The organism is Ruegeria sp. CDSC068, assembly GCF_059610545.1.
This window is the reverse complement of the sequence record NZ_JBXWNV010000017.1, coordinates 1-26,250: the sequence shown is the minus strand read 5'-3', so window position 1 is coordinate 26,250 and position 26,250 is coordinate 1. Positions and strand designations below refer to the sequence as shown.

At 52.9% G+C, this 26,250-nt stretch carries 22 protein-coding genes and 1 pseudogene; 7 read left to right on the top strand and 16 right to left on the bottom strand.

From position 1 onward, the window contains the following. Nucleotides 1–61: 61 nt before the first annotated feature. From AC2FID_RS21820 to AC2FID_RS21810, 3 genes are all read right to left on the bottom strand, one after another. Complete coding sequence (locus AC2FID_RS21820; protein WP_496699999.1) at nt 62–415, bottom strand: PRC-barrel domain-containing protein; 354 nt, start codon at nt 413–415, stop codon at nt 62–64. 138 nt (nt 416–553) lie between these two features. After that, a complete protein-coding gene (locus AC2FID_RS21815) occupies nt 554–1,063 on the bottom strand; it encodes a DUF1269 domain-containing protein (RefSeq protein WP_271946075.1) in 510 nt (169 codons plus the stop codon). Nucleotides 1,064–1,218: 155 nt separating this feature from the next. Next, a complete protein-coding gene (locus AC2FID_RS21810) occupies nt 1,219–2,796 on the bottom strand; it encodes an arylsulfatase (protein ID WP_496838698.1) in 1,578 nt (525 codons plus the stop codon). Between the two features lie 273 nt (nt 2,797–3,069). Between AC2FID_RS21810 and AC2FID_RS21805 the strand changes: the two genes are divergently transcribed. Continuing rightward, nucleotides 3,070–4,065, top strand: coding sequence for an AraC family transcriptional regulator (locus tag AC2FID_RS21805; RefSeq protein ID WP_496838683.1), 996 nt, complete (start codon nt 3,070–3,072; stop codon nt 4,063–4,065). Between the two features lie 37 nt (nt 4,066–4,102). Here the strand turns inward: AC2FID_RS21805 and AC2FID_RS21800 are convergent, their stop codons facing one another. Further along, a complete protein-coding gene (locus AC2FID_RS21800) occupies nt 4,103–4,810 on the bottom strand; it encodes an IS6 family transposase (protein WP_496780433.1) in 708 nt (235 codons plus the stop codon). On the opposite strand from AC2FID_RS21800, the gene AC2FID_RS21795 reads away from it, so the two are divergent. Both AC2FID_RS21795 and AC2FID_RS21790 read left to right on the top strand, forming a co-directional pair. Then, nucleotides 4,809–5,312, top strand: a complete 504-nt coding sequence (locus AC2FID_RS21795) for a hypothetical protein (protein WP_496838681.1) — start codon at nt 4,809–4,811, stop codon at nt 5,310–5,312. The genes AC2FID_RS21800 and AC2FID_RS21795 overlap by 2 nt on opposite strands. After that, nucleotides 5,252–5,396 (top strand): annotated as a pseudogene (locus tag AC2FID_RS21790) (hypothetical protein); the annotation flags it as partial. The gene AC2FID_RS21795 and the pseudogene AC2FID_RS21790, both read left to right, overlap by 61 nt. A gap of 532 nt (nt 5,397–5,928) precedes the next feature. On the opposite strand, the gene AC2FID_RS21785 reads toward AC2FID_RS21790, so the two are convergent. The 6 genes from AC2FID_RS21785 to AC2FID_RS21760 form a co-directional block, all read right to left on the bottom strand. Then, nucleotides 5,929–6,210 (bottom strand): hypothetical protein, encoded by a 282-nt coding sequence (locus AC2FID_RS21785; protein ID WP_282154323.1) that lies wholly within the window; start codon nt 6,208–6,210, stop codon nt 5,929–5,931. 119 nt (nt 6,211–6,329) lie between these two features. Next, nucleotides 6,330–6,542, bottom strand: coding sequence for a hypothetical protein (locus AC2FID_RS21780; protein WP_496838679.1), 213 nt, complete (start codon nt 6,540–6,542; stop codon nt 6,330–6,332). 49 nt (nt 6,543–6,591) lie between these two features. After that, entirely contained in the window at nt 6,592–7,713 is a 1,122-nt protein-coding gene (locus tag AC2FID_RS21775) for an alanine/ornithine racemase family PLP-dependent enzyme (protein ID WP_496838678.1), read from the bottom strand. After that, nucleotides 7,710–8,909 carry an N-acetyltransferase DgcN family protein gene (locus AC2FID_RS21770; protein WP_496838677.1) on the bottom strand — a complete coding sequence of 400 codons (1,200 nt, stop codon included), beginning with the start codon at nt 8,907–8,909 and terminating at the stop codon, nt 7,710–7,712. The genes AC2FID_RS21775 and AC2FID_RS21770 overlap by 4 nt, the downstream gene beginning before the upstream one ends. A gap of 912 nt (nt 8,910–9,821) precedes the next feature. Beyond that, on the bottom strand, nt 9,822–10,175 hold the full coding sequence (locus AC2FID_RS21765) for a hypothetical protein (protein ID WP_299669742.1): 354 nt from the start codon (nt 10,173–10,175) through the stop codon (nt 9,822–9,824). A gap of 706 nt (nt 10,176–10,881) precedes the next feature. Beyond that, nucleotides 10,882–11,196: a hypothetical protein gene (locus AC2FID_RS21760; protein ID WP_170383373.1), complete on the bottom strand. Its 315-nt coding sequence runs from the start codon at nt 11,194–11,196 to the stop codon at nt 10,882–10,884. A gap of 407 nt (nt 11,197–11,603) precedes the next feature. Between AC2FID_RS21760 and AC2FID_RS21755 the strand changes: the two genes are divergently transcribed. After that, nucleotides 11,604–12,575, top strand: coding sequence for an adenylate/guanylate cyclase domain-containing protein (locus AC2FID_RS21755; RefSeq protein ID WP_496838675.1), 972 nt, complete (start codon nt 11,604–11,606; stop codon nt 12,573–12,575). A gap of 1,009 nt (nt 12,576–13,584) precedes the next feature. Here the strand turns inward: AC2FID_RS21755 and AC2FID_RS21750 are convergent. After that, complete coding sequence (locus AC2FID_RS21750) at nt 13,585–14,292, bottom strand: IS6 family transposase (RefSeq protein ID WP_496838674.1); 708 nt, start codon at nt 14,290–14,292, stop codon at nt 13,585–13,587. 429 nt (nt 14,293–14,721) lie between these two features. On the opposite strand from AC2FID_RS21750, the gene AC2FID_RS21745 reads away from it, so the two are divergent. The 3 genes from AC2FID_RS21745 to AC2FID_RS21735 all read left to right on the top strand — a co-directional run bounded on the left by AC2FID_RS21745 (nt 14,722) and on the right by AC2FID_RS21735 (nt 20,015). Continuing rightward, a complete protein-coding gene (locus AC2FID_RS21745) occupies nt 14,722–16,059 on the top strand; it encodes a metal-dependent hydrolase family protein (protein WP_282168736.1) in 1,338 nt (445 codons plus the stop codon). 326 nt (nt 16,060–16,385) lie between these two features. Continuing rightward, nucleotides 16,386–18,122 carry an adenylate/guanylate cyclase domain-containing protein gene (locus tag AC2FID_RS21740; RefSeq protein WP_282168737.1) on the top strand — a complete coding sequence of 579 codons (1,737 nt, stop codon included), beginning with the start codon at nt 16,386–16,388 and terminating at the stop codon, nt 18,120–18,122. A 246-nt stretch (nt 18,123–18,368) separates the two neighbouring features. After that, nucleotides 18,369–20,015, top strand: coding sequence for an adenylate/guanylate cyclase domain-containing protein (locus AC2FID_RS21735; protein WP_496838672.1), 1,647 nt, complete (start codon nt 18,369–18,371; stop codon nt 20,013–20,015). Between the two features lie 295 nt (nt 20,016–20,310). Here AC2FID_RS21735 and AC2FID_RS21730 read toward each other — a convergent pair whose 3' ends face one another. The 5 genes from AC2FID_RS21730 to AC2FID_RS21710 all read right to left on the bottom strand — a co-directional run bounded on the left by AC2FID_RS21730 (nt 20,311) and on the right by AC2FID_RS21710 (nt 26,019). After that, nucleotides 20,311–21,468 carry a HupE/UreJ family protein gene (locus AC2FID_RS21730; RefSeq protein WP_271952342.1) on the bottom strand — a complete coding sequence of 386 codons (1,158 nt, stop codon included), beginning with the start codon at nt 21,466–21,468 and terminating at the stop codon, nt 20,311–20,313. Nucleotides 21,469–21,487: 19 nt separating this feature from the next. Beyond that, complete coding sequence (locus tag AC2FID_RS21725; RefSeq protein WP_496838697.1) at nt 21,488–22,726, bottom strand: dipeptidase; 1,239 nt, start codon at nt 22,724–22,726, stop codon at nt 21,488–21,490. Nucleotides 22,727–22,785: 59 nt separating this feature from the next. Next, complete coding sequence (locus AC2FID_RS21720; protein ID WP_282121511.1) at nt 22,786–23,184, bottom strand: GYD domain-containing protein; 399 nt, start codon at nt 23,182–23,184, stop codon at nt 22,786–22,788. 58 nt (nt 23,185–23,242) lie between these two features. Next, a complete protein-coding gene (locus AC2FID_RS21715) occupies nt 23,243–24,595 on the bottom strand; it encodes a metal-dependent hydrolase family protein (protein ID WP_271952338.1) in 1,353 nt (450 codons plus the stop codon). Between the two features lie 68 nt (nt 24,596–24,663). Further along, complete coding sequence (locus tag AC2FID_RS21710; protein WP_496758713.1) at nt 24,664–26,019, bottom strand: metal-dependent hydrolase family protein; 1,356 nt, start codon at nt 26,017–26,019, stop codon at nt 24,664–24,666. Nucleotides 26,020–26,250: the final 231 nt, after the last annotated feature.

The window sequence follows — 26,250 nt, the reverse complement described above, 5'->3', positions numbered from 1 at the left end:
GACTGCTTTTGCGTTTAGGCGCCCTCAAGCAGGTCAAAGCCTGTCGAGTGCGACCTTCCGTTTAGTTTCGAGCGTAGTGAAAGCGCGGCAGGCTTTTCAGATTTTCCTTGGTCGCATTGGGCAAAACCAGATCGCCATCCGCGTTGATCTCGAAGGCGACCGCTGGCAGCGCGATCAACTTTTCACCGATGTTCAGGAAGCCGGCGACGTTGACGATCACAAAGGTCGTATCACCATCCGGCAAGACGAGCGCATCATGGACATATCCCACAAAGTCGCCACCATCATTGTAAACATCACCGCGTAAAAGCTCGACTACGCTCCAACCGGAAGCGACTAAGGCGACATCAAGATTGTTGTACTCGACAACAACACCGCCAGCCACATGAGGTGTGGACTGTGCGAGCGCATACATTGGGTCTCCAATTGCGAAAGCACACAAGAGAGCCGTTGTTCTCAGAACTTTTTTCATATTACTGATCCCGTCTCGACAATGTGAAAATTGAATTCAGGTCGCCGGGTGATCAAGCAGCCCGCCCCCAAAACAAACTGGTCAGTTTCCGGACAAAGCGGCACGAAGCTCTTTTTCATCACTGACAGACAATGATGTCTCGATAACCTCGCCCTTCATGCCCTCCAATTCGCCCAACAACTTCGTAGGTCGGTTTGACCACCCGATAACGGCCAGAGCCGATGAGTCAGGGCCCATCTTTGAGCCGACGCGAGCTGCCAATGCGTCCTCTTCGTCTGCTTGATCCAGCATTCCTGCAAGTGTCCCAGAGCCAGCACCAACAGCCGAACCTGCAATAAACCCGGCAGCAGGGTTACCGACCATGGCACCGATCAACGTACCGGTCAGTGCTCCAAGAGAAGTGCCTCCGACGAAACCCGTTGCTGTAAGAGTATCGGAATTCCGGGTCCGCACTACGCCGTTCTTATCGCGGGTCATTACCACGACCTCGTCGAGATCGACTTCCCAATCCAGGCTCATTTTTTGCAGACGCAAAAGTGCTTCGTCTGCTGTATGACGGCCCTCGAAGACAATAATGACCAAATCACTCATCGTATCTCTCCCTAGTTGAAAATTGTTTTTTGCAGCGCAATGACACACAAAAGAATGTACGTCCTGACGCGATACCCTGACGATGTTTCATTTTTGAACTCCATGCGCGGTTCTCTCTCAACACCGCGCATGAATTAAGTTTACCGAGCTCGAAACTACTTACTTCCGTTGTTTGCCGTCATCAGTTCCATGACCTGATCGATTGAAAAGCTGGCTGGCTTCTGACGCGGTGGGAACTCCTGGAATGTAGCCAGGAACTGGCCTACATACTTTTGTGCGGGCACCAGGAAATAGATCCGATCAATCATCCAGTCGTAGTAAGTATTGGATGTTAGATGCGCCTGTTCGAATGGATCACGCCGAAGGTTGGTGATCAAAGGGACGCGAAGTGGGGTCCAAGGTTCGATCCACGCACGCAATGTCGAAACAGCTTTTTGCTCAAGGAAAATCAGTTTCCAATCGTCATAGCGCAAGGCTGTTAATTCTCCGGTATCCGCGAAATAGAAAATCTCATGTCGCGGGCCGTCTTTTGTTTCACCAGTAAGAACGGGCAAGAAGTTGTAGCCATCCAGATGCACTTTATATTCGCGACCAATGGCTTGAACGCCACCTGCTTTCAAATCTTCCTTGATGGTCTCATTGCCCGCTGCTGCCAACAACGTCGGCAACCAATCCATGTGGTGCATGATTTCGTTTGAGACGGAGTCAGGTTCTATTTTCCCAGGCCAACGCACGAGCGAGGGCACGCGCCATCCACCTTCCCAGTTGGTGTTCTTTTCACTGTAGAACGGGTTGGTGCCAGCATCTGGCCATGTATTCTTGTGGGGGCCATTGTCAGTCGAATAATGAACAATGGTGTTGTCAGCAATGCCCAGTTCGTCAAGCACATCCAATAGCTGACCGACGTGCATGTCATGTTCCACCATGCCATCGCCATACTCATCTTGTCCCGAGATCCCGAACAATTCGTCTTTCACATGTGTACGGAAGTGCATCCGTGTGCCGTTCCACCAAACGTAGAAAGGTTTGCCTTGTTCGTGCGCATTTTTGATAAAGTCGACGGCAGCTGCAACGGTTTCATCGTCGACTGTCTCCATCCGTTTTTTGGTCAACGGTCCCGTGTCTTCAACAAGCCCATCAGCCGAAGACTTGATAACGCCACGAGGGCCAAATGCCTGGCGGAAGGTCTGGCCGTCCGCCAAAACCGCGTCGCCGGGATAGTCGCGATTTTCTGGCTCTTCTTCCGCATTCAAATGGTACAGGTTTCCGAAAAACTCATCAAAACCGTGGTTTGTGGGAAGCATGCTGTCCTGATCACCAAGGTGATTTTTCCCAAACTGACCGGTCATGTATCCTAAAGGCTTCAGAAGGCCCGCAATCGTGGGATCTTCTTCCTGCATACCCAAGTCTGCGCCCGGGAGGCCTACCTTGGACAAGCCGGTTCTATAGACAGACTGTCCCATAATGTAAGAAGCCCGACCAGCTGTACAGGACTGCTCCCCATAGTAGTCGGTGAACATCATGCCTTCATCAGCAACCCGGTCGATATTGGGCGTTTCGTAGCCCATTAATCCCCTAGTGTAAGCGGATATGTTGGATTGCCCAATATCGTCTCCCCAAATCACTAGAATGTTTGGTTTGTCTTGTGCAGAAACTGGTGTGCCAACCACGAGGACAGCGACCGACAAAGCACCCAATATCGCTGACTTTGTTATGCCCAAATTATGTTTCATGTGCTCTCCTGAAAAATTCGAAACCAACGCATCAATCGACAGACTGGTGACATCGCGATCAAAGTTCATTCCCACGATGACCCCATTGGTTAGCGGTGTTTGCCCTACAATCTGTCGGCAAATACGAATCAAGGCTGCAAAAGCAACATTCATATTCACAAAAAACGTGTGTTAGCCTGCCAACGACGGGAAGCATTCATATATAAGAAGTTATATGAAGAGATTCGCTAAACACGCCAAAGCACATAATGAATCACTGTCCGAGCACAGTGTATGAGTGAAAAGGTCAACGAATTCACGATTAGAGCGGGCTCATTCCATGGTCCAATCTCCTTGCTTACTGACAACGCTCGGATGTTTCAAAAAACGCTGCATTCTTTCAACCTGCCAACGGAGCCAGAGGAGATTGTTGACGTTTCCAACTACCTAGAGGGCATGAAGGAAATAACTCGGTTCGCTGACGATGATGATTTCTTTGCCCGAGCAGGCTATGTTCAGAAAGTGGAAGATTTGGGCGTTTTTGGTCGCGCAATCGTTTCCGCTGATACCTTGTGGGACGCTTTGCAGATCGCCAAGTCTGCGCTGTTGTACTATCAGAGCGATTCAGAGTTAGTAATCAGAACCTACAAAAAGCGTTGCCATATCTGGTATTTCAATCCTTTTGAAGCTTTTGAAGGCGCCAAAGATGTTCAATACACAATAACTCTATTGGCCAACGTTGTCTGCCTTGCAAACAATCGCACCGATCCGAACATTGATGTTTCCTACCCTAATGGCTGTTCGACGCACGTTCTGTTCAACTCCGCTATCAGTCGCGTTAGGGCTTCCACCCAAGGGTACATTTCGTTCGACGAAGAAGCACTCAAGTCGCAGATGTCCAAAATGGATGCACTGAGAGCCGAAGTGTTTTCGCGCTATTTGGCCGATGAATCCATAAAGGCTTGCGAAAAACCACTGACGAAGGACATTGTCGCAGGCCTAGTTCGTGCTTCATTCGGAGTTGCGCCATGGTCTCTAGTCAACACCTGTGGAGCACTGCAATTACACGAGCGGACGCTTCAACTTCGTTTGAAGTCTGAAGGAACTTCTTTTCGTGAAATCGTTCAGACTGAGCGGCACCTTGCATCAAAGCGCCTCCTAGTGGCTGGAAAAGACATAGTTGAAACTGCCGAAATACTTGGCTTCGAGCATCGGCAGAGTTTTTCAGAGGCATTCTCAAGGTGGGAAGGCCTTTCTCCGTCGGCCTTCACAAGGGTGCTGTCAGACTAATTCGAACCAGTCTCAGCTAGGCCAGTATAGCTGCCCTTTATGCCGAACCAAGTTCGCGCCACTCGGCGAGAGCGGCGGTGCGCGTCAGCTTGAAGGTGTCTCGGCTGGTGAGCGATCGTTCCTGGTTGAAGTGGTTGTAGACGGAAGAATGGACGGAGGCGAATTTCTGTAAACTTCGCATGCGCCGGAAACGTTGCATAGCGCGCTCTCTTCGTCGGAAAGGCAGGTGAGAATTCTCAACGCGGTTGTTGAGCCACCTGCCCGTCTGTTGTTTTTCGAGAGCACCCAAATCTCTGAGCGCTGCTTTGTAGGATGCAAAACGGTCGGTCACGACCTCCTCGGCGCAACCGTGCCGTTTCATCAATTTCTTAAGGAATTTCAGTGCTGCAGCTTTGTTTCGGCGTTTGGTGACAACGGCTTCCAGCACCTCGCCCTCGTGATCAACTGCACGCCAGAGATAGCGGCGTTTGCCATTCACCTTCACAAAGACTTCGTCCACGTGCCACTTCCATTTCGAGAACGCGCACAGCTGCTGCACCCGCTTCCGCCTGATCTCAGCAGCAAACATCGGGCCGAACCTATTCCACCAGTATCGGACAGTTTCGTGGCTCACGTCGATGCCTCGCTCGTGCAGTAAATCCTCGACATTCCGAAGCGAGAGTGGAAACCGAATATACAGCATCACCGCAAGGCGGATAATCTCAGGGCTGGTTTTGAAGTATTTGAATGAGGCAGGTCTGGTCATGAACAAAAGCTACGCAACCGCCCTACCCCTCTCAAGCAAAGTTCTTCTGACAAGACCCTCGCGCTATCTGCGGCGGCCGAAATTCACCGCCGAGCCTCAGCAATCGCGGTTAGGCGACTATACCGCCACGCCTCTGATGGTGCTTGGGGATGATATGACGACCGACCATATTTCGCCGGCGGGGTGGGTGGATCCAACCAGTTTGGCGGGCAAATGGCTGTGCGCTCGCGGCGGTGATCCCAAGGACATGAATGTCTATGCCGCCTATCGCGGCAATTGGGAGGTCATGCTACGTGGCCTCTTCACAAACAGGCTGGCGGTGAACTTCCTGCAAGAGGGGCTGGCCACTGCTGAGACAACGCTCGAGGATGGGCGCATCCTGCCCTTGCACGAAGCAGCCCAAATCTGGCGGATCAAGGGCAGCCCACTATCATTCTGGCCGGTGACCGCTATGGCATGGGCTCTAGCCGCGACTGGGCGGCCAAAGGCGTGGCACTACTGAGCATCCGCGCCGTGCTCGCCAAAAGTTTCGAGCGCATCCACCGCACCAACCTGATCGGTATGGGCGTGGTACCGGTGCAGATAATTGACGGGTTCGATCCCAAGACGGCGGGCATTCGCGCCGTGGATCGCTTCGCTGTGAACCTGCCACCCGAGACGCTGATGCCTGGTCTGGAAACTACTTTGCAGTGGCAGCGCGGCACCGAAGTGCTGGGCGATATCCGCTGCAAAGCGGCGGTGGACACATTCCAAGAGGTCGACCTGCTGCGACACGGCGGTGTCCTGTCAAAGATCTTGGGCTTCACCCTTGAAGGCCGCGAATAGAACGACCTGCTTTGAACGAATGGGGCAGAGCTGGCTGATACGGTTGTAACTGGAAATGCTAGGCAAATGCACTTTTTGAACTGCTTTCAATCTCACCAACGTCCAGTTTCGCGAATTTGAAGCCATTCGTAGGTTCTGCAGCATTTTGCACTTTGGGCTCGAAGCGGTCATTCAGTGAAATATGCTCAACGTCTGCTTTGCGGACAAAATTAGCTTTCGCTGCGCTTGCACCAATGTCCGTTTTTTCTGGTATTCATGGCCCAGTTTCTTTGCAAAACCCACGTCCAAAATATCTAAAACTCGTCAAATTCCGGGACATTGCCAAGCCTAATGAGGAAACTTGGCGACCCGACTTCGCCACTGTTCGGATCTTCACTGACCATGTAGGCATCGGCGCCAGCGCAATCGTCGGATTGCGCTTCTCTTTCTGCTCTGTTTTGTGCTTCCGCTGCCGTGGAGTATTCAAATTGCTTGCCAATTTTCAAGCTTCCTTGCCCTCCGCGTCCTGGCTTCCGTTCCACATATGTTTGGCAGATGTAGTGAACTTTTTCTGAGCTCTCATCTGAGAGTGTCATGGCAATATCCTTGAAACGAGTACGGGCGCTACTGATGCATGAGATAAACAGTGCTCGCTAGCCACTTTGTTTGTGTTTCGCTCAATCAAGTCGCGCGGAGAGGAGGGCCAACGATCCTGTCACCGCTTTTTGGCGGGCTTCGGCGGACAGGCTTCAGATGGAGTCGTCGCATCCCTTTCGAGCCGAGTTTTGCGAAGCCGGGCGTTCTTGATCTGTCTTTGCTCAGCTTCTTCGTTGACCATTTCTCTAACGACCCGCGTTGTTTTGTCCATCGGCGTTTCCGCCTTGGGAAAGTGTGCATTGAAGACAGTTGTTTTTTTCAGCTTTGCCAATGGTTATTCTCCTATCCGTTTTCAACGGCGCATTTGTCAGTTGAGTATTTCAAATTGATGCCAGGTGATTGCCTGGTCCTTGAGAGACACGCGCGTGTCGTAAAGGACTGCGATGGAGCAGCTTTGTCTGAACGTCAGGAGCGGACATAGCTTTCATCAACGCACTATAGTTCATTTGGAATCTCATTTCCGATCCTACGCTCTGTGTCGAATGGGATGTGCCGATGACAAGATGATCGCTTGTTGCACCGATGAGTCTATTCCTTGGAGGCATAGAAAGCCCGAAAACGTCTGTATCTTGCTGACCAATGGCGAGAACTACTTGTGTGCTCTGTCCACTTTTTGGGACAAGGTGAAGTCTTTTGAATACCGGGTCGCAGATGCTCTGTGGGTAAGATGAAGGTTTGGACCCTGTTTCAATGACCTCGGCGACAAGCGTAAAGGCATCCGTATACATCCCGCCTATTTGATCTCCGGAAACCGGATCAACGCCCAGCAGTATTGCTTCCCCCAGCCTTAAATCGTTGATGCGACCAGCTGGGTGTCTACTTAAGGCCCAAGGAAGGTTGGCCGAGTTACCACCAGATACCATCTGAAGGAAGGGACCACACTGTCCCTCTATGTCATTTGCCAGGCCAGACAAGGTGTCCATGTCTGCGGCAATCGGGGCAATTCCGCTCAGACATGCGAAGTTCGCTCCGATGCCCTTCAGCGCGACACCTGGCATATCCACCACTTGTTGTGCAATTGAGCCTAGGTATTTTGGCATGATCCCTTCGCGTAGATCGCCCATCTCAACCATCAAGATAATGCCGTGAATGCAGCCCTTCCGGATCGCGGCGGCGGCCAGAGCGGTAATCACGAGGATCTCTGTGTTGTAGCTTGCCTCACAGTACTGGACGACCTGATCAACCTGGCTCAGCATTGGTGTACGGATCAAGGTGATCGGGCATGTCATGCCCGCATTGCGTAACTTCCGAACGTTGCTAAGACGCGCTTCTGCAAGTCCCACAGCGCCACCGTCCAGCATAGCCCGAGCGATGGTTGGATGCCCGCACACTGCTTTGGTCACACCAGTAACGCTGATGCCGCGAGTCTTGAGGCGCCCGATCACAGTCTTTGCATTGTGGCGTATCTTGCTCAGATGCACCTCAATGCGAGGTGTACTCATATCGCAGCCACAGGTGTGGGTTGATGCAACCCAGGATAGGCGGCGACAACCATTGCAAGCAAATACGATGCTGGCCGGCTGAGTACATCCGTTACAGGCAGCCCGAGTATTTGTGACTGTGCGGCGATAGTTTCGGTAATCTCGGCCTCAGACATCCCCTCGTGATTGAGCGTGACGCCGATGACTTTTGTGTCAGCAAACGCTTCGATGAGGGCAATCTCACTTGCAGGTCTAGGCATTGGCATATTGGGAAAATCACAGCGATGTGCGCGCTTTGGAGCGTGCTGAAGGATCACGGCGTCCGGCTGGCTGCCCCGCAGGATAAAGGCGGATGTGCAGAACGCCGGATGACTTAACGCCCCTTGACCTTCGATCAATATGACATCGGGTTGTTCAACCTCGGAAGCGTCAACAATCGCACCTTCAAGCTCGCCGCAACAAAACTGCGGCGGCACGGCATCCATTGCCACTCCATAATTTGCACCCTGCATCAAACCCGTCTGGCCCGTACCAACAAGAACAGTCTTGATGCCCCTTGCGTTCAAAGCGCGGGCCAATACGGTCGCTGTTGTCCGTTTTCCAATGGCGCAATCGGTTCCAAGAACCGCTATGCGCAGTGCCTTCACTCCTGCAATACTTCCGTCGAACAGGCGCATATCCTTGCTGGGTTTAGGTTTTCGAATATCGCGTATGGTGACTTTGCGTTCGACCGCAAAAGCCGCGATTTCTAGATCATCGCTCAGATATTCATGCAATCCACTGACGATGTTCATACCTAGTGAAATCGCGTCGAGAACAACGTCGCGATCTGTCGATGAGAGTCTCCCCGTAGATGGTGCCATCCCGTAAATGAGGGTATCTGGGATGACGGTTTCATGGGCGACAGCAGCGTCCAAACTTCTAAAGACCGGAATGTGGTTTACTGCATCGTCAAGAATCTGCCCGCTGTCTTCGCCGTCGTGGTTGCTATCGATGACAGACAGGATCCTGTAGGCCTCTGAATGACGAACAAGGCCATTAGCAGTTTTGCCATCAATGTTGGCGAAGTTACCTTGGCAATAGACAATCGCAGTTGTTGGCGAGACGATCTGAGTGGTAGAGGTTGATCTTATGGGTTCATCGCTGGTCAATGGCGGCGCTTGTGCACCGCTGACGGGACGACGGATAGTGTTAGCCGCGCTAAAGTCGGTTTTCATGATGTTTCCTTTTTGTGGTCGACACCGAAGGCAACGCTGCCGTCACCATTGGGTAATGAAGTCGAGCATATCGTGCCGCACGCTCAGTTATCGAGAATGCAAAGTCCCTTAGATAACTTGAAATTCTTGTTGCAGTCCCACCGGTTTCCGGACCTGTCGAGATGGGCATTCGCAGGAAGGTCTATTACGTCACAGCTCGCACCTGAGGCAGCGTATCCCCGCTCGCACTTCCATCCCGTTCCGTAACTTGCATCGTCAAAGAAGGCATGTTCAGGGATCATAACGGGCGCGCACGACCCATCTTGTGCAAAGTACCCACGTTCGCATGTCCAGGGTCGGCCGTAACCTGATGAATTCAGATACGCGTTGGCCGGGACTTCAATAGCGACGCAAAGGTCGTCCGATGCTTCGAACCCCCGTTTGCATTTCCACGCTGGCCCATAGGTAGTAGCTGCCAGGTAAGCGTTTGCGGGTACGACAATTTCTTGGCACATGTCGTCGATTTTGAGAAAACCGCGAGAGCAATGCCAGCGCTCACCTGATGGATCAAGAAACCCGCCATCAGGTACAATCACCGCAACACAGGCCGTGTCATCCTTCTTGCGAAAACCATGAAGACATTCCCAACCAGAGCCATAGGTGCGGTTGGTCGGATACGCATTTGCTGGCACTATGACAACGGCGCAGACATCGCCACTCAGCCTATACCCGGCGTTACATTTCCAGCCGTCACCGTAGCTCTTTGCAGTGGCATTTTCAGGCACAGGTTGCGATGTGGATTGAGCATATGCAGGCGTTGAAAACAGAAGCAGAGCACAGATTGGGAGCACAATCAGAGCCGCAATCATCTGAATGCCTGGTGACGGATGCGCTCCCCAGATCGCCTGACAGAGTTGCGGCATTGCCTTTGAGTTATGATCCATCCAGCTCAAGCCCCGCGATACAGGCATCTGCAAGGTCGCGGCTTGGCGTTTCCGATCCCGGCAGCGTAGCCCAACCCGTATCCATCATAGCCTTGCGGCGACTGAAGCCAGAGGCCTCTTGGAGGGTTACGATTATTTCTTCGCGCCTAGGGTCAGCGGCTGACCTGTTCAGGCAAACCGGCACCATCGCGAGCGTCACTTCCTCGCTTGCATGGTCCTTCGCCAATTCTTGAGCGCCACCGCTGGTTGTCCACCCGCCCCAGGTAAAGCCAAGGATTGAGACCGCAATCGCACCACACAAAGCACCGTAGATGCCTGGTTTCGTCCATTCTGGAAATGTCATTTTAGATCCTCTGGCGGAGAAAGCGCCGCCGCGCTGTTTTGTGTCTTTTTGCGCATTCTTATTCTCGCGCTAGGGCCATTCCCAAGCCGCGATGACCGATAGGCGCAGTTCGGGCCTACCGGAAGCTCGTTTGATCAACGGTTGCGTTGTGGTTCTTTGGCAAACCAACGGTGCGTCTGATCACCAAAACGGATCAACAAACGTCACAAGCGATGTGGTTGTGCGCGAAAACATCGGCAACCTTCCCAAACATCAGATCCAAGTAGAGGACGTGACAGCTGAATTTTCATGATGGAAGAACTTAGTTTACTCTGGCAGGCGATACGCCTAGGCCGCAGAAAACCAGAACTTTAGTGGGTCTTATATAGCCACTTGGCGACGGTATTACAACGTTCATGGGCCTAACGCTTATTTCAAGACCCGATACTGATGAAAGCACTAGGCTCAACCCGGTATTCGCCTTGTGTATCGGCAAATCCGTGACCACTTATGGAGCTTCATTAGCATGCCACTCTGAAGCCGACATTCGCTGCATCACAGAAAACATGTAGTTTGGGCTCAACGCGGACATCGTAGTCATTTGGTCAGATATCCGCTTATGGACGGATGGCAGACCTAAACTTAAGAAACGTGAATGTCTGCTATGCGAACTATAGGGGCGCTCAAAGAGGTCGCTGAGCAGCAAGATCGTTGTGAAATCGAAGGGCTAAGTCCAGGCGACAGCTGTTCCAACAAGAACTAGTGCCATCCCGGCAGCTTCTTTGACTGAGTACACCTCTTCGAAGAAAAAATGTGAGACTACACCCAAAATTATGACTTCAGCTCCCATTACAGCCACGTAAATCAGCCCCAGTTTTTCATGCCCCAGAGCAGCAACTTCGAATGCGCCGGCTGTCAGTAAGGCAACAGCGATTATGGTTGCCACGCCCAGGCTGGGTAGTGTCCACCATGACTTCATGGCGACCATAGCAATACAATAAAAAAGAGCAGATAGCAGTGCGAGTGCAGCAACCATGTTCATGATTAAATCTCCCTCGATACCAACAAAATATCAGAATGAAACTCATTGAGATGTGACCTAATTCACAAAGCAAATTTCAAATTTGCAGGAGTCAAAACTACAGATATTGTCAGCGGCCTAATAGGACGTTTCGTGCTCGGTTTGGTCATTCGCCGAAACTTCGCTAGCGACCGCGAGGCGGACAAAGCTGAAACTCGAAGCAAGCCCTAAGTGCGCTGGCGAGACGGAGCTTCAACAACTCTGTCTCAGGTCTGCATGGTCCAAGGTGTGCTTGGCGCCTCTACCATCTTCTTCCTTGATTACATGCTTGTGCGTGGGCAGCATAAAGGTGGTAGAGTTCAGTACGGCTAATTCCAGATCGACGAATTTACTTTGCGCTTGTTTCGCCTGTGTTGGGAGTAACAGTTGTGGTCAAGGCTTCTCCTGAGATACTTGCTGTTACAGAACGCTGGTTTGAGGCGATCAGGACCCTAAATACGCACGTTTTGAAGGACTACCTTTCCGACTCGGTCGATCTGCGCTTCATTGGAACTGGCGAGAATGAGTTTTGGAAAGGTCAGGTTGTCCGCGATGGAGTCGGCGAATTCATCGGCGAAATGCCAGAGCCGGATGTGTGGGAAGTTCTCGAAGCCGAAGCCTTCGAGAACGGAGAGACGGGCTGGTCTGCTTTTCTACATCGGGTTGGGTTTCCCGGGCTTCGAGATGATTACATCGTCCGCACGGTGCTGGTATTCGTCTTAGAGGGTGCGTCATGGAAGATCATTAATCGTCACGCCTCTCTTCCCTACCCAAATATAGATTTTGTAGGTAGCGAACAGTTAGCCATTCAAACTCTTGTGAAAGCTGCGCTCGAAGATGGTCCGGAATTGCTTCAGGCAGAAGGTTTGGCCTCGGTGCTGTTTACTGATGTCGAAGGCAGTACGATGCTCGCGGCGGCCATGGGAGATCAGGGTTGGTCGGCGTTGATAGATCAGCATTTTCAGACTGTTGAGAGTATTGTCGCAACACATCGGGGGCAATTCGTGAAGTCGCTGGGAGACGGGACATTGTCCAGTTTCCAATCAGCGACTGAAGCGCTTCTGGCGGCGATCAAAATACAGGAAGCCGTGGCTTTGAGCGATGTGGAACCGCGCTTGGGCCTACGAGTTGGCATTCATACCGGCGACGTTGTTTTGGCGCGTGGCGACTTCTTCGGAACCGTGGTCAACAAAGCGGCTCGCATAACTTCATCGGCCAATCCGGGTGAAATTCTAGTGTCGGATGTGACGAGAGCCATAGTTGGGGGAAATCACGAGTTCAAATTTGCGGCCGCACGATCTTTGGTCCTCAAAGGACTTCCAGATGATCACACAGTCTACCGTTTGGAATGGAGGCGATAGCTGCTCGCTGGGTATGACCTCGAAGATCAGCCCCGCCCCCGGGGGATAATTCAATCAAATTGCCCTTTTCGCGGAATGCCCTTGCAAAGTGAACACACCCACTCCGCAGTTCCATCAATTGGCCTGCCCTTGCTCTTTAAATCACGGTGGGAAACAACCTGCTGATCGCGGCAAAATGGACAGGTAGCAAGGGCAAAGAAATCCGGAATATGGGTGACTTTCTTAGGTACGGGGTTGCAAACCATTTGGCACTCAGCAGTGAATTATTCCCTGTTGGCTATCACATATCGCCGTTTTTCTCCACGTCTGCTTTGGGCTCGTTGCGGTCATCCGACGGTTTTACTCAGATGACCGGTTGATCACGTAAAGCAGACATTGCGAGGCGTGGTTCAAAAATCCGAACTTGAATGGCTGCTTTTACCGGTACCGGACATTCGCTGCACCTTGCAGGAGTGTCTGAGTTGCGGGACAAAGCGGACGATGTCCGCACACAAGATTTGCATCAATAACATGGCCAATTGACTTCAGAAGACAGGTTTTAGCCTGTCTAACATCCAGCGCATGTCAGGTGGCAAGACCGGTGGTTTTGTCGTCATCATTGGGGCTTGTGATAGCTGCTGGGCCGCTTGCAAGCATGCCTGGGCTTGTTCATGAAGTTGCATCTCAGTCAGCGCCATCGCGCGGAGTTTTAGGTGGCCAGCTTCATTTGGGCGCATGTCATAGGCGGCAGAGGCATCCTCAACACTGCCTTCGAAATTTCCGCCGCAATACCTTGCAATGCCACGCATGAACAGCCGATATGGTTGCAGTGGATCCTGCTCGCCACGCTCTACGAGACGCGAAAATGCAGCATCAGCCCCCGCAAATTCAGACCTACGAAGCAAAATCTGACCTTCAAGTTCATGGTTTTCCAAATACGCGGGATTAAGTTGCCGTCCTCGTTTAAGATCAGCGAGGGTGCTGTCAGACCAATTCGAACCAGTCTCTGTTTACCCCTAAATGCCGGAACTTATGCTGAACAAAGTTGGCGCCACTCGGAGAGAGCAGCGGCGCGGTTGAGCTTGAAATTGTCTCTGTTGTAGAGGGCGCGTTCCTGATTGAAATGGTTGTGGACGGATGAATGAACTGCGGCGAACTTCTGCAAACATCGCATTTGCCTGAAGCGGAGCATCGCACGTTCTCTTCGTCGAAATGGCAGATGGGAATTCTCGGCCCGATTGTTCAGCCAGCGGCAGGTCTCTTGCCGACTACCGTTCCCGACAATTCTCATCGCCGCGCCATAAGACCGCAGTTTGTCCGTCACGATGGATTCAGGTTGACCGTAGCGTTTCATTGATTTTCTGAGGAATTTCAACGCAGCTTTGCGGTCACGGCGCTTGGTCACATAACTTTCCAGCACCTCGCCTTCGTGATCCACAGCCCGCCATAGGTAGTGCGTCTCGCCATTGATCTTCACGAAGACCTCGTCCAGATGCCACTGCCAGTTCGAATAACATCGCATCCGATTGACCCTGTTTCTGCGGATCTCTGCCGCGAATATCGGGCCAAATCTGTTCCACCAATAACGCACAGTTTCGTGGCTGATCTCGATGCCGCGCTCGTGCAAAAGATCTTCAACATTGCGAAGCGAAAGCGGAAACCGAACATACATCATGACGGCCAGACGGATGATCTCGGGGCTCGTCTTGAAGTAGCGAAAAGGGCTGCGTCTTGTCATCCTGCGACGCTAAGTGCTCGCCCTACCCGCCTCAATAAGTTTCTTCTGACAGTGCCGGAAAGTGCGTTGTTTGATGCGGTACAGGTTTGTGGTGTGTTCAACTTGGTGAACCGCCTCGTTGAGGGGACAGGTATTAGCAAAGTTGCTCGGGACCCTGAAACGATTGATGTGGAAACCGTCGCAAAGTTGACCAGTACGTCATTCTATACTGACTTTGGCAGGGCCAATGGGCTCGATGTGTGACCAAATGGGTCGGCTTAGGGCTCAAACCGGTCATCTGACGGTTTCAATAGGTCATCGGGTCGGGTCAGACGGCATCAAGGTCAGCAACGCGGACAAAGCCGACCTTGCAGAAAAGTGAGGGAATCCTTGAAAAAGCTTCCTTCCGCTGGAATGGTTTCTCCGACAGAATTTTCTGAGGAATTTAGAATGCCTTTTCCCAAACTTGCGGCGGTTTCGTCGATTTTTCTCACTATAGCCAGTTCGCAAGCGCTCTCCCAGGATGGGGGACCAATACTGTTCACAAACGTCAACGTGTTTGATGGTGTGAATGAGGAAATGATTACAAATGCCAATGTCATTGTAACCGACAATCTGATCACAGATGTGTCCTCAGAACCCCTCGCCGTCGCCAATGGTATCGTCATCGATGGCGGCGGGCGCACGTTGATGCCGGGCCTGATCGACGTACACTGGCACACGCTTTATTGTTGCAATCCGCAGAGTGTGGTTGTGACCGGCGATATTCTTGAGGTCGCGGTGCGGGGTGCCATCGGGTCCGAAGGCACGTTAATGCGCGGCTTTACAACGGTGCGCGACGTTGGCGGCAATTCATTTGCCATAAAACGGATGATTGACGCAGGCGAGATCGAAGGCCCCCGTATCCTGCCGTCCGGCCCACCCGTGACACAAACCGGCGGCCACTTTGACTATCGCCCCTACCAAGCGGTTCCGACGAACGGCGCGGATTCGCAATGGTACTGGTACAGCGTTGGTTTGATGGCGCAGGCTGATGGTGTTCCGGAAGTGGTCAAACGCGCGCGTGAGATCATGCGCATGGGCGCGACCCAGCTTAAGATTTCCACCGGCGGCGGGGTGTCATCTACCTATGACCCTCTGGATGTACGCCAATACACCAAGGCCGAAATCGAGGCATTCGTAGAGGTGGCTGACACCTACAACACCTATGTTGCATCTCATGTCTTCACGGACGAGGCAGTGGAGATAGCCGTTGCCGCTGGCGTTAAGTCCATCGAGCATGGCTTCTTGATGAGCCGCGAAACGATGGAACTGATGCGCGACAACGACGTGTGGTTGTCAGTGCAGCCTCTTCTGGATGACGAGGATGGCTTTTCTTTCGACGACCCTGTTAGCCAGCAGAAATGGATCGACGTCACCAACGGTACAGATTTCACCTACAAAACGGCGAAAGAAGTTGGCGTGAAAGTCGCTTTCGGCACCGACATCCTGTTCGATCCCAAACTGGCCGAACGTCAAGGCGCGTTCCTTGCCAAATTGCAGCGCTGGTACACGCCATACGAGGTGCTGAAAATGGCGACTTCAACCAATGCTGAACTGCTCAAACTCTCAGGCCCGCGCCACCCCTATCAACAAGGTGATTTGGGTGTAATCGCAAAGGGCGCTTATGCCGACTTAATCCTTGTGGACGGCAATCCGCTGCAAGATATCGATCTGATCGCAGACCCGCATGAGAATTTCGATCTGATCATGAAAGACGGCAAAGTCTACAAGAACACGCTGGACTGAGTTCCAGATGAAGTCCTTTGCTCAAAGCCAATTTTGTAACGACTGCTTTGGGCTCGTAGCTGACATCCGATCCTGTCACTCAGGCAGTTGCCGGGCAACTTGGCGGCCAATGTCGGCAAATGTGCTGCAACCAGCCTTGTGCACTCGCAGCTACCAGATTACTGGGCTATGTCCGGTCAGGGCTCTGACCGCCAGTTGGTGCGAGCCGCAGAGGACGGCGGGACAGAGCCCAAAGTCGACACTTTTCATGAGGCTCGAACCGACTCTTCTTGGAGAAACAACGCGTTTGCACTACCCTCGGTGTTGCCCAGGAGAGGAGCATAACGTTGGACCGAAAATTGGCAACGATCATGGTTGGCGATTATGTCGGCTCGACTAGCGCAATGGAACGAAACGAGGAAAGCGCCCTCTCCCAAGTTCTGAGCGGACTAGACCTCGTTACACGTTGTGTGAGCAAGCATCACGGAAGAGTTTTCAATACAGCTGGCGATGCCTTGCTTGCTGAATTTGAAAGCCCCGTCAATGGCCTCAAAGCCGCGATAGAAGCTCGTTCAGAGCTTGCAACAGCACCAGGTCTTACACCGCAGTCTATGCGCTTTGGCTTGCATTTGGCAGATGTCGTTCGGGTAGGGGAAGATTTGCGAGGTGATGGTGTCAACATCGCCGCTCGATTGCAGCAATTGGCCGAACCCGGTGAAATCGACGTATCGGAAGCCTTATTCGACCATGTCCGTAGAGTGTCGCCCTGTGCATTTGAAGACCGGGGGGAACATCGGCTCAAAGGGCTGGACGAAGCCATGCGCATCATGCGCGTCGGTGCCTCTTCGGATCGCCATGTTTTCCAACTTGCTCCGACCGTTGAAGCACCAAAATCCGCCATCAAGCCGAATTCAATCGCCGTTTTGCCATTCCTGACGAGAACTGGAGCAGACGAGGATCAAGATTTTCTCGCCGAAGGATTAACGGAGGAATTGATCCACGATCTGAGCCTCATCCGTTCACTTTTTGTGAGTTCTCGAACAGCTTCCGTGGCGTTGCAAACAGATGATCCCAAACTAATCGGGGATACGCTTGGTGTGCGGTACGTATTGGCTGGAAAGGTTCGTAAGATGGGCTCACGTGTGAGTCTGAGCGTGACCCTAACTAGAACCAGCGACGGAGGGCTTGTCTGGTCAGATCGCATTCAGCGGCCTTTCGACGAAGTAATCGACGCGATGGAGGAGATAGTTGCGCGCGTGGCGGCCACGGTATCAGGCCGGATTGATCACGAAGCGATTAGCGCGGTCCGTATGAAACGGCCCGAGAATATGACCGCTTATGAATATTATCTGCGGGGTCTGGAACAACACCGTATGGGCACTGTGGCAGACTCGTTCTACCGCGAAGCACGAGAATGGTTTCGAAAGTCGCAGGAAGCCGATCCCAACTTTGCGCGCCCCATTGCAATGGACGTGTGTTCCTGGAGCGGTATGGCAGATTTCGATCTGGCATCTGCAGAAGAAAAACTCAACCGCGCGATGCAACTGGATTCTTCGGATCCCGAACTGCACCGCATTCTGGGTACTTTACAGATTAAGCTGAACAATGACTATGACGCCAGTCGTCGCCACCACGAGCGAGCGATGCAACTTGCTCCGAACGATGCCTACATTCTTGGGCGCTGCGCCGCTTTCTACACTTTCGATGGGCAGCCAGAGCGGGCCCTGGAGTTACTGGAGCACGCGGCGACACTTGACCCGTTTTTGCCGGTTTGGATTGTCGAGGAGCAGGTGGCGGCACTATACGCATTGGGGCGCTTCACAGAATCCAACGAAGAGGCCAGGAGCCTCAATTTCCAGACTCGTCGATCCCGGCTCTACAGAGCAGCAAGCCGAGTAGCTCGAGGCGACGTTGAGCGCGCACGTGAAATCGTGGCCGAAGCGTTGGCCGACGACCCCACTCTCAGTCTGGAATATGTGAAGTCACAGGAATTGCTACGCGACACAGAAAAGTTAAACGCCCTTTTTAACAATTTGCGCAAAGCAGGGTTGCCTGACCACCCTATCGCCAGTGCGAATTCGTAAAGTTTTTGCACTGCAGAGGTGACACTGAGCAATTGTTTTTGTCCAACAGCGCTGAAAGGACCGCTTTGTCCGCAGGGCCGCCGTTCGTTCCTCATTGTGAACTTTCGAATGTCTGTTGTGAGCCCAAACTTTTACGTGGTTACGGCTTCGCAAAACCACTGTCCAAATGCGTGTCCGACTGCGATCAGAAGCAAACTGCTTGTTGGTTCGAGGCGTTTCACTATGTTTGGTGGCCGGAGGGCTCCGGTGCGTTCGCGAATTACAACTCTAATGGTCGTCGATATGGTCGGTTACTCATCTATGATGAACGCCAATCAGGATGCCGCAATCGAAGCAGTACGAGAGCTCAAGCGCGACCAATTGGAGCCAGTGCTCGCCGACTTCGGTGGCGAGGTCCTAAAACGCATGGGTGACGGCTGGATCGTTGCCTTTGCCTCAATCGGTGCAGCTTTGGACAGCGCCATTCAGGTGCAAAGCAATCTTTATGACCACCCGACCATAAAGCTAAGGATCGGTTGCCATCTGGGAGAAATAGTCGAAGACGATGATGATTTTTACGGCACTGGTGTGAACATCACTCAACGCATTCAAACTGAAGCACCGCCCGGTGGCGTGATGGTGTCGGAAGACTTTTACCGTCAGCTGTCAACCGAACAATCAGCAGTGCTTAGCGACGCTGGCACATTCAGCCTGAAAAATATCTCGCAGCCGGTCCGGCTATATCAATGGCGACTTGCGCCCGGTTCAACAGGCAAGTCGGGTGATGTACCATCAATTGCATTCCAGTCCTTTGATTACGCGCCGGTTGATCCAGAGACCAAAGCGCTCGCTGGTGACCTCCGTGATCAACTTATCGTAAGAGTATCGCGAAGAAAGGGCGTTTCCGTTTTCGATGCATCTGCCAAGTCTGTAGAAGCCGCGACCTATGATTTGCGCGGGCGCGTTCGGATCGCTGGGAGGCGCGGAAGGTTCACCATTACGTTGGTCTCACGTGCCAACGCGAGGCCTGTATGGTCACAGACATACGAAGCTCAGACTGAAGATGTATTCGATTTCTGCGACACTGTCCTGGAGCAGGCAGAGGGGGATTTACGTCTCCAAACCAATGCGTTCGATGGGGATAGACTTGCTGGGCTCCCAGTTGACGACTTGAGTGTATCTGAGCTCCGTGCACGTGCCGCCAATGAATTTTACAAGGTTACGATGGAAAGCTGGGAAGAGGCACTTTCACTTATAGAACGTGCCATCTCGCTCAATCCGCTGGACGGGATGTCGCTTTGCATGCGCGTGGAAGCACAACTCATGCTCCACGGTGCACGCTACAAGATTATGTCTGCCGAAATTAAGAAAAGATGTGAGGAAGTCCTAAACACCGCGGTGATGCAAGAGCCCAAGAGCGACTATGTCATTTGGGTCCGAGCGAATTTCCGGCTTGCAGTGCAAGACGATATTTCAGGAGCGCTCGCTGATCTTAAACGAGGACGGCAACTTAATCCCGCGTATTTGGAAAACCATGAACTTGAAGGTCAGATTTTGCTTCGTAGGTCTGAATTTGCGGGCGCTGATGCTGCATTTTCGCGTCTCGTAGAGCGTGGCGAGCAGGATCCACTGCAACCATATCGGCTGTTCATGCGTGGCATTGCAAGGTATTGTGGCGGAAATTTCGAAGGCAGTGTTGAGGATGCCTCTGCCGCCTATGACATGCGCCCAAATGAAGCTGGCCACCTAAAACTCCGCGCGATGGCGCTGACTGAGATGCAACTTCATGAACAAGCCCAGGCATGCTTGCAAGCGGCCCGGCAGCTATCACAAGCCCCAATGATGACGACAAAACCACCGGTCTTGCCACCTGACATGCGCTGGATGTTAGACAGGCTAAAACCTGTCTTCTGAAGTCAATTGGCCATGTTATTGATGCAAATCTTGTGTGCGGACATCGTCCGCTTTGTCCGCGTCACCGCCATCTGCGTACCACTCAGAGAATGTCCGGTTTAAGTAGTTCTCGACCTGCCGCATGAGCGAAAGACCGAGGTGTGATCAAGGTCCGGTAAGGGCTCAAAGTGGACCTTCGCTGTATCTGCGATGAATGTCTGCCATGCGGACAATGCAGCCTTTGGTTCGCATTGGCTCGGAGACGGCTTCTGATAAATAGCGGACAATCAAAAACCATAGACTTGATGCTCACGTATTATGTCAACGCTGCAAGAGCCCGCTCGACAGTCCAGAGGGCGCCCACCAAAGCGATGACAAAACTCACGGGTACCACGATGAGCGATCTGTACCACGGTTCCTTGCGCCAAAGTCCAACAGCCAGAAAGGCCGCCGCTATGACAACCAACTGGCCAATCTCAACGCCTACATTGAATCCAATTAGCCGGGTCAACCAATGGCCGCCTGATGGGCTAATCTCCTCTAGAACTGACGCAAAACCGAACCCATGGAGCAAACCAAAGAAGAAAATTAGAGTGAAGCGGGCACCGCCTGGTTTGTTGCGCAATATGTTTTCAACAGCGGCATATACAATGGACAAGGCAATCAAAGGTTCAAAGAGCCCTGTTGGCAAATCAACGAAGCCTAGCCAGCCGAGGGTCAGTGTCACCGAGTGCGCGACGGTAAAAGCTGTGACCAGCCAGATCAGGTCGCGGACCGTTTGCGCAAATAGGAACAGGCAGAGTACGAACAAGATGTGATCCAGCCCATATGGGACGATGTGAATGATCCCCTGCCACGTGAAATACAAGAAGTCGGCCACTGCTGAGCTCAGTGTTGTTTCTTGGGTCTCAACAAGGTTCAGTGTCTGGCTGGTTCGTCCAGCCTGCAGCAGCGTGACACTTGGGACCGTCACTTCAAGCCGCATATCCCCAAGTAAAGGCGACAGTTTGATACTTACTGCGCTGGCACCTGGCGTAGCGTCACCATAACCGACGAAAACTAAGCGGTATTCGGTGCTTTCCGGCGGTCTGTCGAGAATAGCCCGGATATCGCGCGGAGATGGAAAGGACATTGCCCGCAAATCTGCCGTTTCACCGTCGAACCGTAAGAGCGTCTCTTCGGAGATTGCCGCGCGTATTTCTGACAGCGCGCTTTCGATTGTGCCGAGATCCAGCTCACGCACCTGCTCAACAAGAAATTGGTCTGATCCGTTTAAGGCTAAGTGGCGCTCAAAAACCTCGATCAAGTCCGCGCTGACCGCGATCCGAAAGCTGTCGCCCTCGATGGTCAACTGCGCATCGCCCAATTCGAACGTGTGTGCCAGAGCAGACTGTGTCAAAAGCACAAGCCAAAACGCGAAGGCCAGTCGGGTGAATACTACCCCGACCGGCCTTAACAAACGAGGGAAGGTCATTTCTCGCTTTGCCTATCGATTATCCCCAAACTTGCTCGAATATGCGCGTGAAGTTGCCTCCCATCACCTTCCTGACGTCCTCGTCAGAATATCCTCGCAACCACATTTCATCGATAATGGCTGCATAGATTTTCGCGGCTTCCCCGATGCCAGTTGTAGCCAATTTGTTTACAGCCGCACTAAGTCCGCCATCGTCGAATTGTTCCGGATTTGATTTGCCAAACTCATAAATCTTAGACCAGTCAAAGCCGTCGTCGGAACTTAGTCCAACGTTGTCGATGCTGGTCAAATCCCGCATGTAGTCGATTCGATCGACAACGTCTTGAGGACGGGTAAGTTCTGTCTGCGGGCTGATCATGATGAAGGGCAACATGCAAAGACTAACCACACCACCGGTATCGGCAACCGCTTGAATCCGCTCATCGGAACTGGTCCGCAGGCGAATTTCTCCTTCAGGGTATCCGGAGTAAAGCGCGTGCACAGAAGAGTGCGTTTCAATCACGGGCAAATCAGGGCGCATTTTTTTCGCATATTCGATGGTACTCAGCGCGGTGGGTTCGCTAGCATGGGACGTGTCAACGAGTACTCTATACTTTTGCATCGCATCAACGACTGTCATGCCATAGGCCGAGATCGGTCCGGGGTTCAGGACAAAATTCCCATCTCCTGCACGCTGACGCTCGTTGTAGGCCAAGCCCATTGTGCCGAGGCCCATCGACTTTGCCAACGGCATGTAGACGTCCGGCTGATTGTTAAGAATTTCCGCTGACTGCGAGTTCCAGAAAAAGCCATACTTTCCCGCGTCCTGGGCTCGCTGGATGTCGCCTGCTGTACGCACTACCATGAATCGATCATCCGCAGCGATTTTGCGTAGATTGTAGCTTGTTTCACGCGCAAAAGTGTCAAAGTCGTTGATGCCTTGCGCGGTTGTAACACCCGTTGCCGTTATGCCTGCGTCGAGTGCTCTGGTGTAATATTCGTCCCACATTTCTGGGCGTGTGGCGGTTTGCTCAAAGTTCGCGTTCAGCGAGTCGATGGCAACAATGTCCCTTAGGAATTGGGCTGCCTTGTCACTGGACTCCCAAACTGGACTAAATTCACTGGCCCATGTCATTTTTCCGCAGGTAGCTGACAGGGCAGCTGCTGCGCCAGCAGTTTTCAAAAATGCGCGTCTGTTTTGCATGGTGAAGTTCTCCCAGTTTCGATTGTTTCGATTTTCTAAAGACTTACCTTGTGGCGAGGTGTATTCCCGCCGCACGACACTCAATCGAGCTTGTTCCTATCGATCACGCCGTCTTTCATGATCAGAGGCCAACATTACTCCGCCGGTGTCGTAAACTCCGGCACCCGTTTCAGCGCCTCAACCATGTCGGCGCTCGTCATCAATTCAATGAAGGTGTAGTTCTTCAGAACGCCCTGGCTGAGGCGGGCCGCGTACATTGCCTGCACCATACTAGGATCGTCCGGCACCCGCACGGTGACGTAGTTCCGGCCGTCGGCCATGCCCCAGAAATAGCTGATCATCTCACCGCCCATTGCCTCGAGCGCGGCCCCCATGCCCTCGCCCCGGTCGGTGGGGTTTTCGATCATGATCTGCCAAGCTTCGGGAGACGGCTCTCCGATCCCCAGATAGTATCGGCTGCGAGTTTCTTCGGCGCTCACAGCGGTCGCGACTACCAGCGCACTTGCAAATGCGGACAATAGAAGTCGTTTCATAGGCTCATCCTTTTCGCTCAACAGCCGACAAAGGGAGGCACCTCCGCCGGTCCAAGAGTCATTCCAGCGTGTTCTTGTAGATCACGCCGTCTTTCATGATCAGATCGAAGTTGTTCTCGTAGTCGGTCATGATCATCGCGTCCTCGACCGGGTTGCCATCGACCAGTAGAATGTCGGCATACGCACCTTCTGCAATCACACCGAGCTGGCCTTCGGGATAGGGGTTGAGTTTGCCTGACAGAGCCAACAACTCACCGGCTTTAGAGGTTGCTTGCATTAGAACTTCGTAGGATGACCATTGTTCGAGACGGTACTTGAACTCATCGTTCTGTTTGGTGAGAGCGACAGGATCCCCAATAATGTCGGTTGAAAAGGCGACTTTTTCGATCCCGAATTCTTTCAGCAACCGCATCTGGTTTCTCGCCCCGCCCTGAACCTCGAGGAACTTGGGCGCAGCCAATGGACCAAGCGCTTTGGTGACTGTTTCGGCATCCAGCCCCAGCAGCGAGAAGAATGGCACAACCCAAACATCCGCGTCCTTGATCGCCTGCGCCGACACCTCGGTCATCAATTGTGCATGATCGATGCTCTGCACACCTGCCTCGATGGACCGCAGAATGCCCTCGTCATTGTAGACGTGCACAAGAACGTAAGTATCCCAATCTGCCGCAGCCTTGACTGCAGCTTCCAGTTCTTCCGGTAAGAATTGAACGGTGTGCAATGGGTCTACGCTGGAAGACACACCTCCGCCGGCCATGACCTTGATTTGCGATGCGCCCAGACGCAGCGCTTCCCGCGTCGCCCGCAGAACTTCTGGAACACCGTCAGCAAGAAACTCGACGTGCTGGTTGAAGAATGAGGGCGAGGCACCTTCGAAGTTTGGGTGCGGTTCCGTGTAGTGCCGATGCTCGCCATGCCCTGAGGTTTGTGAGATCACAGGGCCGGACGGATAGATTCGCGGGCCGACAGCCTTGCCCCGGTCGATGGCTTTCTGAAGCCCAATCGCCGGTCCACCCGCATCGCGCACGGACGTGAAGCCGCGCAACAGCATCTTTTCCGCCTCGATCGTGGAAACGGCGCCCCAGTACATCCAATCAAAATTGTCCCTGAGGTCCGCAACCGGCTCCGTGATCGCCATGTGCACATGCGCATCAATCAAACCCGGCATTAGGGTGCGACCCCCACCGTCGATGACCTCGGCATTTGCAACCGAAAGAGGTTCGGGTGAGACTTTTGCGATCAGGTTATCGACAACCAGAACATTGGCGTTTTCTATTCGGGCCTCATTTATTCCGTCAAAGACATGCACGTTGGTGAACAGGGTTTGAACAGGTCCATCCTGCGCAAATGAGGCGGACGCCGAGAAGGCAACCACACTTGCGGCCGCCAATAACCGTTTTGATGCAATCATGTTCCTCTCTCCCTTAGACAAATTAGTTTGTGCGCGGGGTGCCGAGGTTCCTTCACCCCACGCGACACTCAGTCGAGTGTGTTCTTGTAGATCACGCCGTCTTTCATGATCAGATCGATGTTATTTGTGTAGTCGACCAGTAGTCCGGCATCTTCCACCGGATTGCCTTCAACCAGAAGTAAGTCTGCATAAGCACCGGCTTCGATCACGCCCAGCGGTCCGTCCGTGTAAGGATTTCGAGGACCTGACATTGCCACCAGTTTCGCGGTGTTTGACGTGGCCTGGACCAGGATCTCATGCGACGTGAACCATTGCTTTCTGAGTTCAAATTCTTCGTTCTGCCGGGCCAAGGCCTCGGGCGAGCCGAAGACGTCCGTTCCGAAGGTGATCGTCACGCCGCTTTCTTTTGCCAGACGCATTGACCTGTCGAGCCCTTCGACGACCGGGCGTGATTTTTCAACGGTTTCGGGCGGGAGCGACGCCACGCTCTCGGGAGTTGGCGTAAAGGCCACGGCCTGAGGGTTGTAGATCACACCCGCGTCCCGCATCGCGATCATGGTGTCCAGTTCCGAGATCAACGTCCCATGGTCGATACTGCGAACGCCGGCCTCCACAGCGCGCAGAACGGAGCGGTCCGTATAGGCATGCGCCAAGACGTAGGTGTTCCAGTCCTCGGCCGCATCGACGGCGGCTCTGATTTCATCGAAGGTGAATTGCGCCGTGTCCAGAGGATCAAAGGCGGAGGCGACCCCGCCACCTACGCTGATCTTGATCTGCGTCGCCCCCCGGCGCAACGTTTCTCGGGTGTATGCGAGAACTTCGCTCCGGCCGTCTGCCATGAAACCAAACTCACTTTCAAAGGCATTGCGGCTGCTTCTGTCACGCGTATGGCTTTCGTTGAACGACCGGAAATCCGTGTGGCCGGATGTCTGACTGATGAAGTGACCGCTGGGATAGATCCGCGGGCCCGGAAGAATACCCTCGTCAACTGCTCTGGCGATGCCGTAGGCTGGGCCCCCTGTATCTCGCAGCGTGGTAAAACCGCGCAGGAGCATTTTCTCCGCCTCGCGGCCCACGACAGCACTGAGATATCCCCAGTGCCAGCCGTTCACCGCCTGATTGGGGGCCGCTGGCATCATGATATGGTTGTGGCCATCGATCAGTCCGGGCATCAGCGTGCGCCCACCGCCGTCGATGATTTGCGCATTGGCGACGGCAAGCGGCTTAGTCGAGACCTCGGCGATCAGGTTATCGACGACCAAAACATTTGCGTTCTCGATCCGCGCCTCGTTCACCCCGTCAAAGACATGAACATTTGTGAAAAGGATCGGGAAACTTTCTTCCTGTGAAGCGGCATGAGTTGGAAACAGATGGCTCGCAGCCAGTACTGCGGGCACAAGTATGTGCATCAGACATCCGTTCATTAGGGCTCCTATCATCAAGAATCGCAAAAGGCACAATTAGGAGTCATTATAGAATTCGAATAACTTGATGCCTGACAGATTGCCGGTTCGAGAAAATTAGTTTTGGGAAACTGCAAGATTTCATAATTTTATTGTGGGAATTTCCTACACTCGAGAATATTGCGAATTTCTGGAGAAGAGATGACAAGAAGACTTGGTAATAACACGGATCAGTCGCTGCCACTCGTCAGG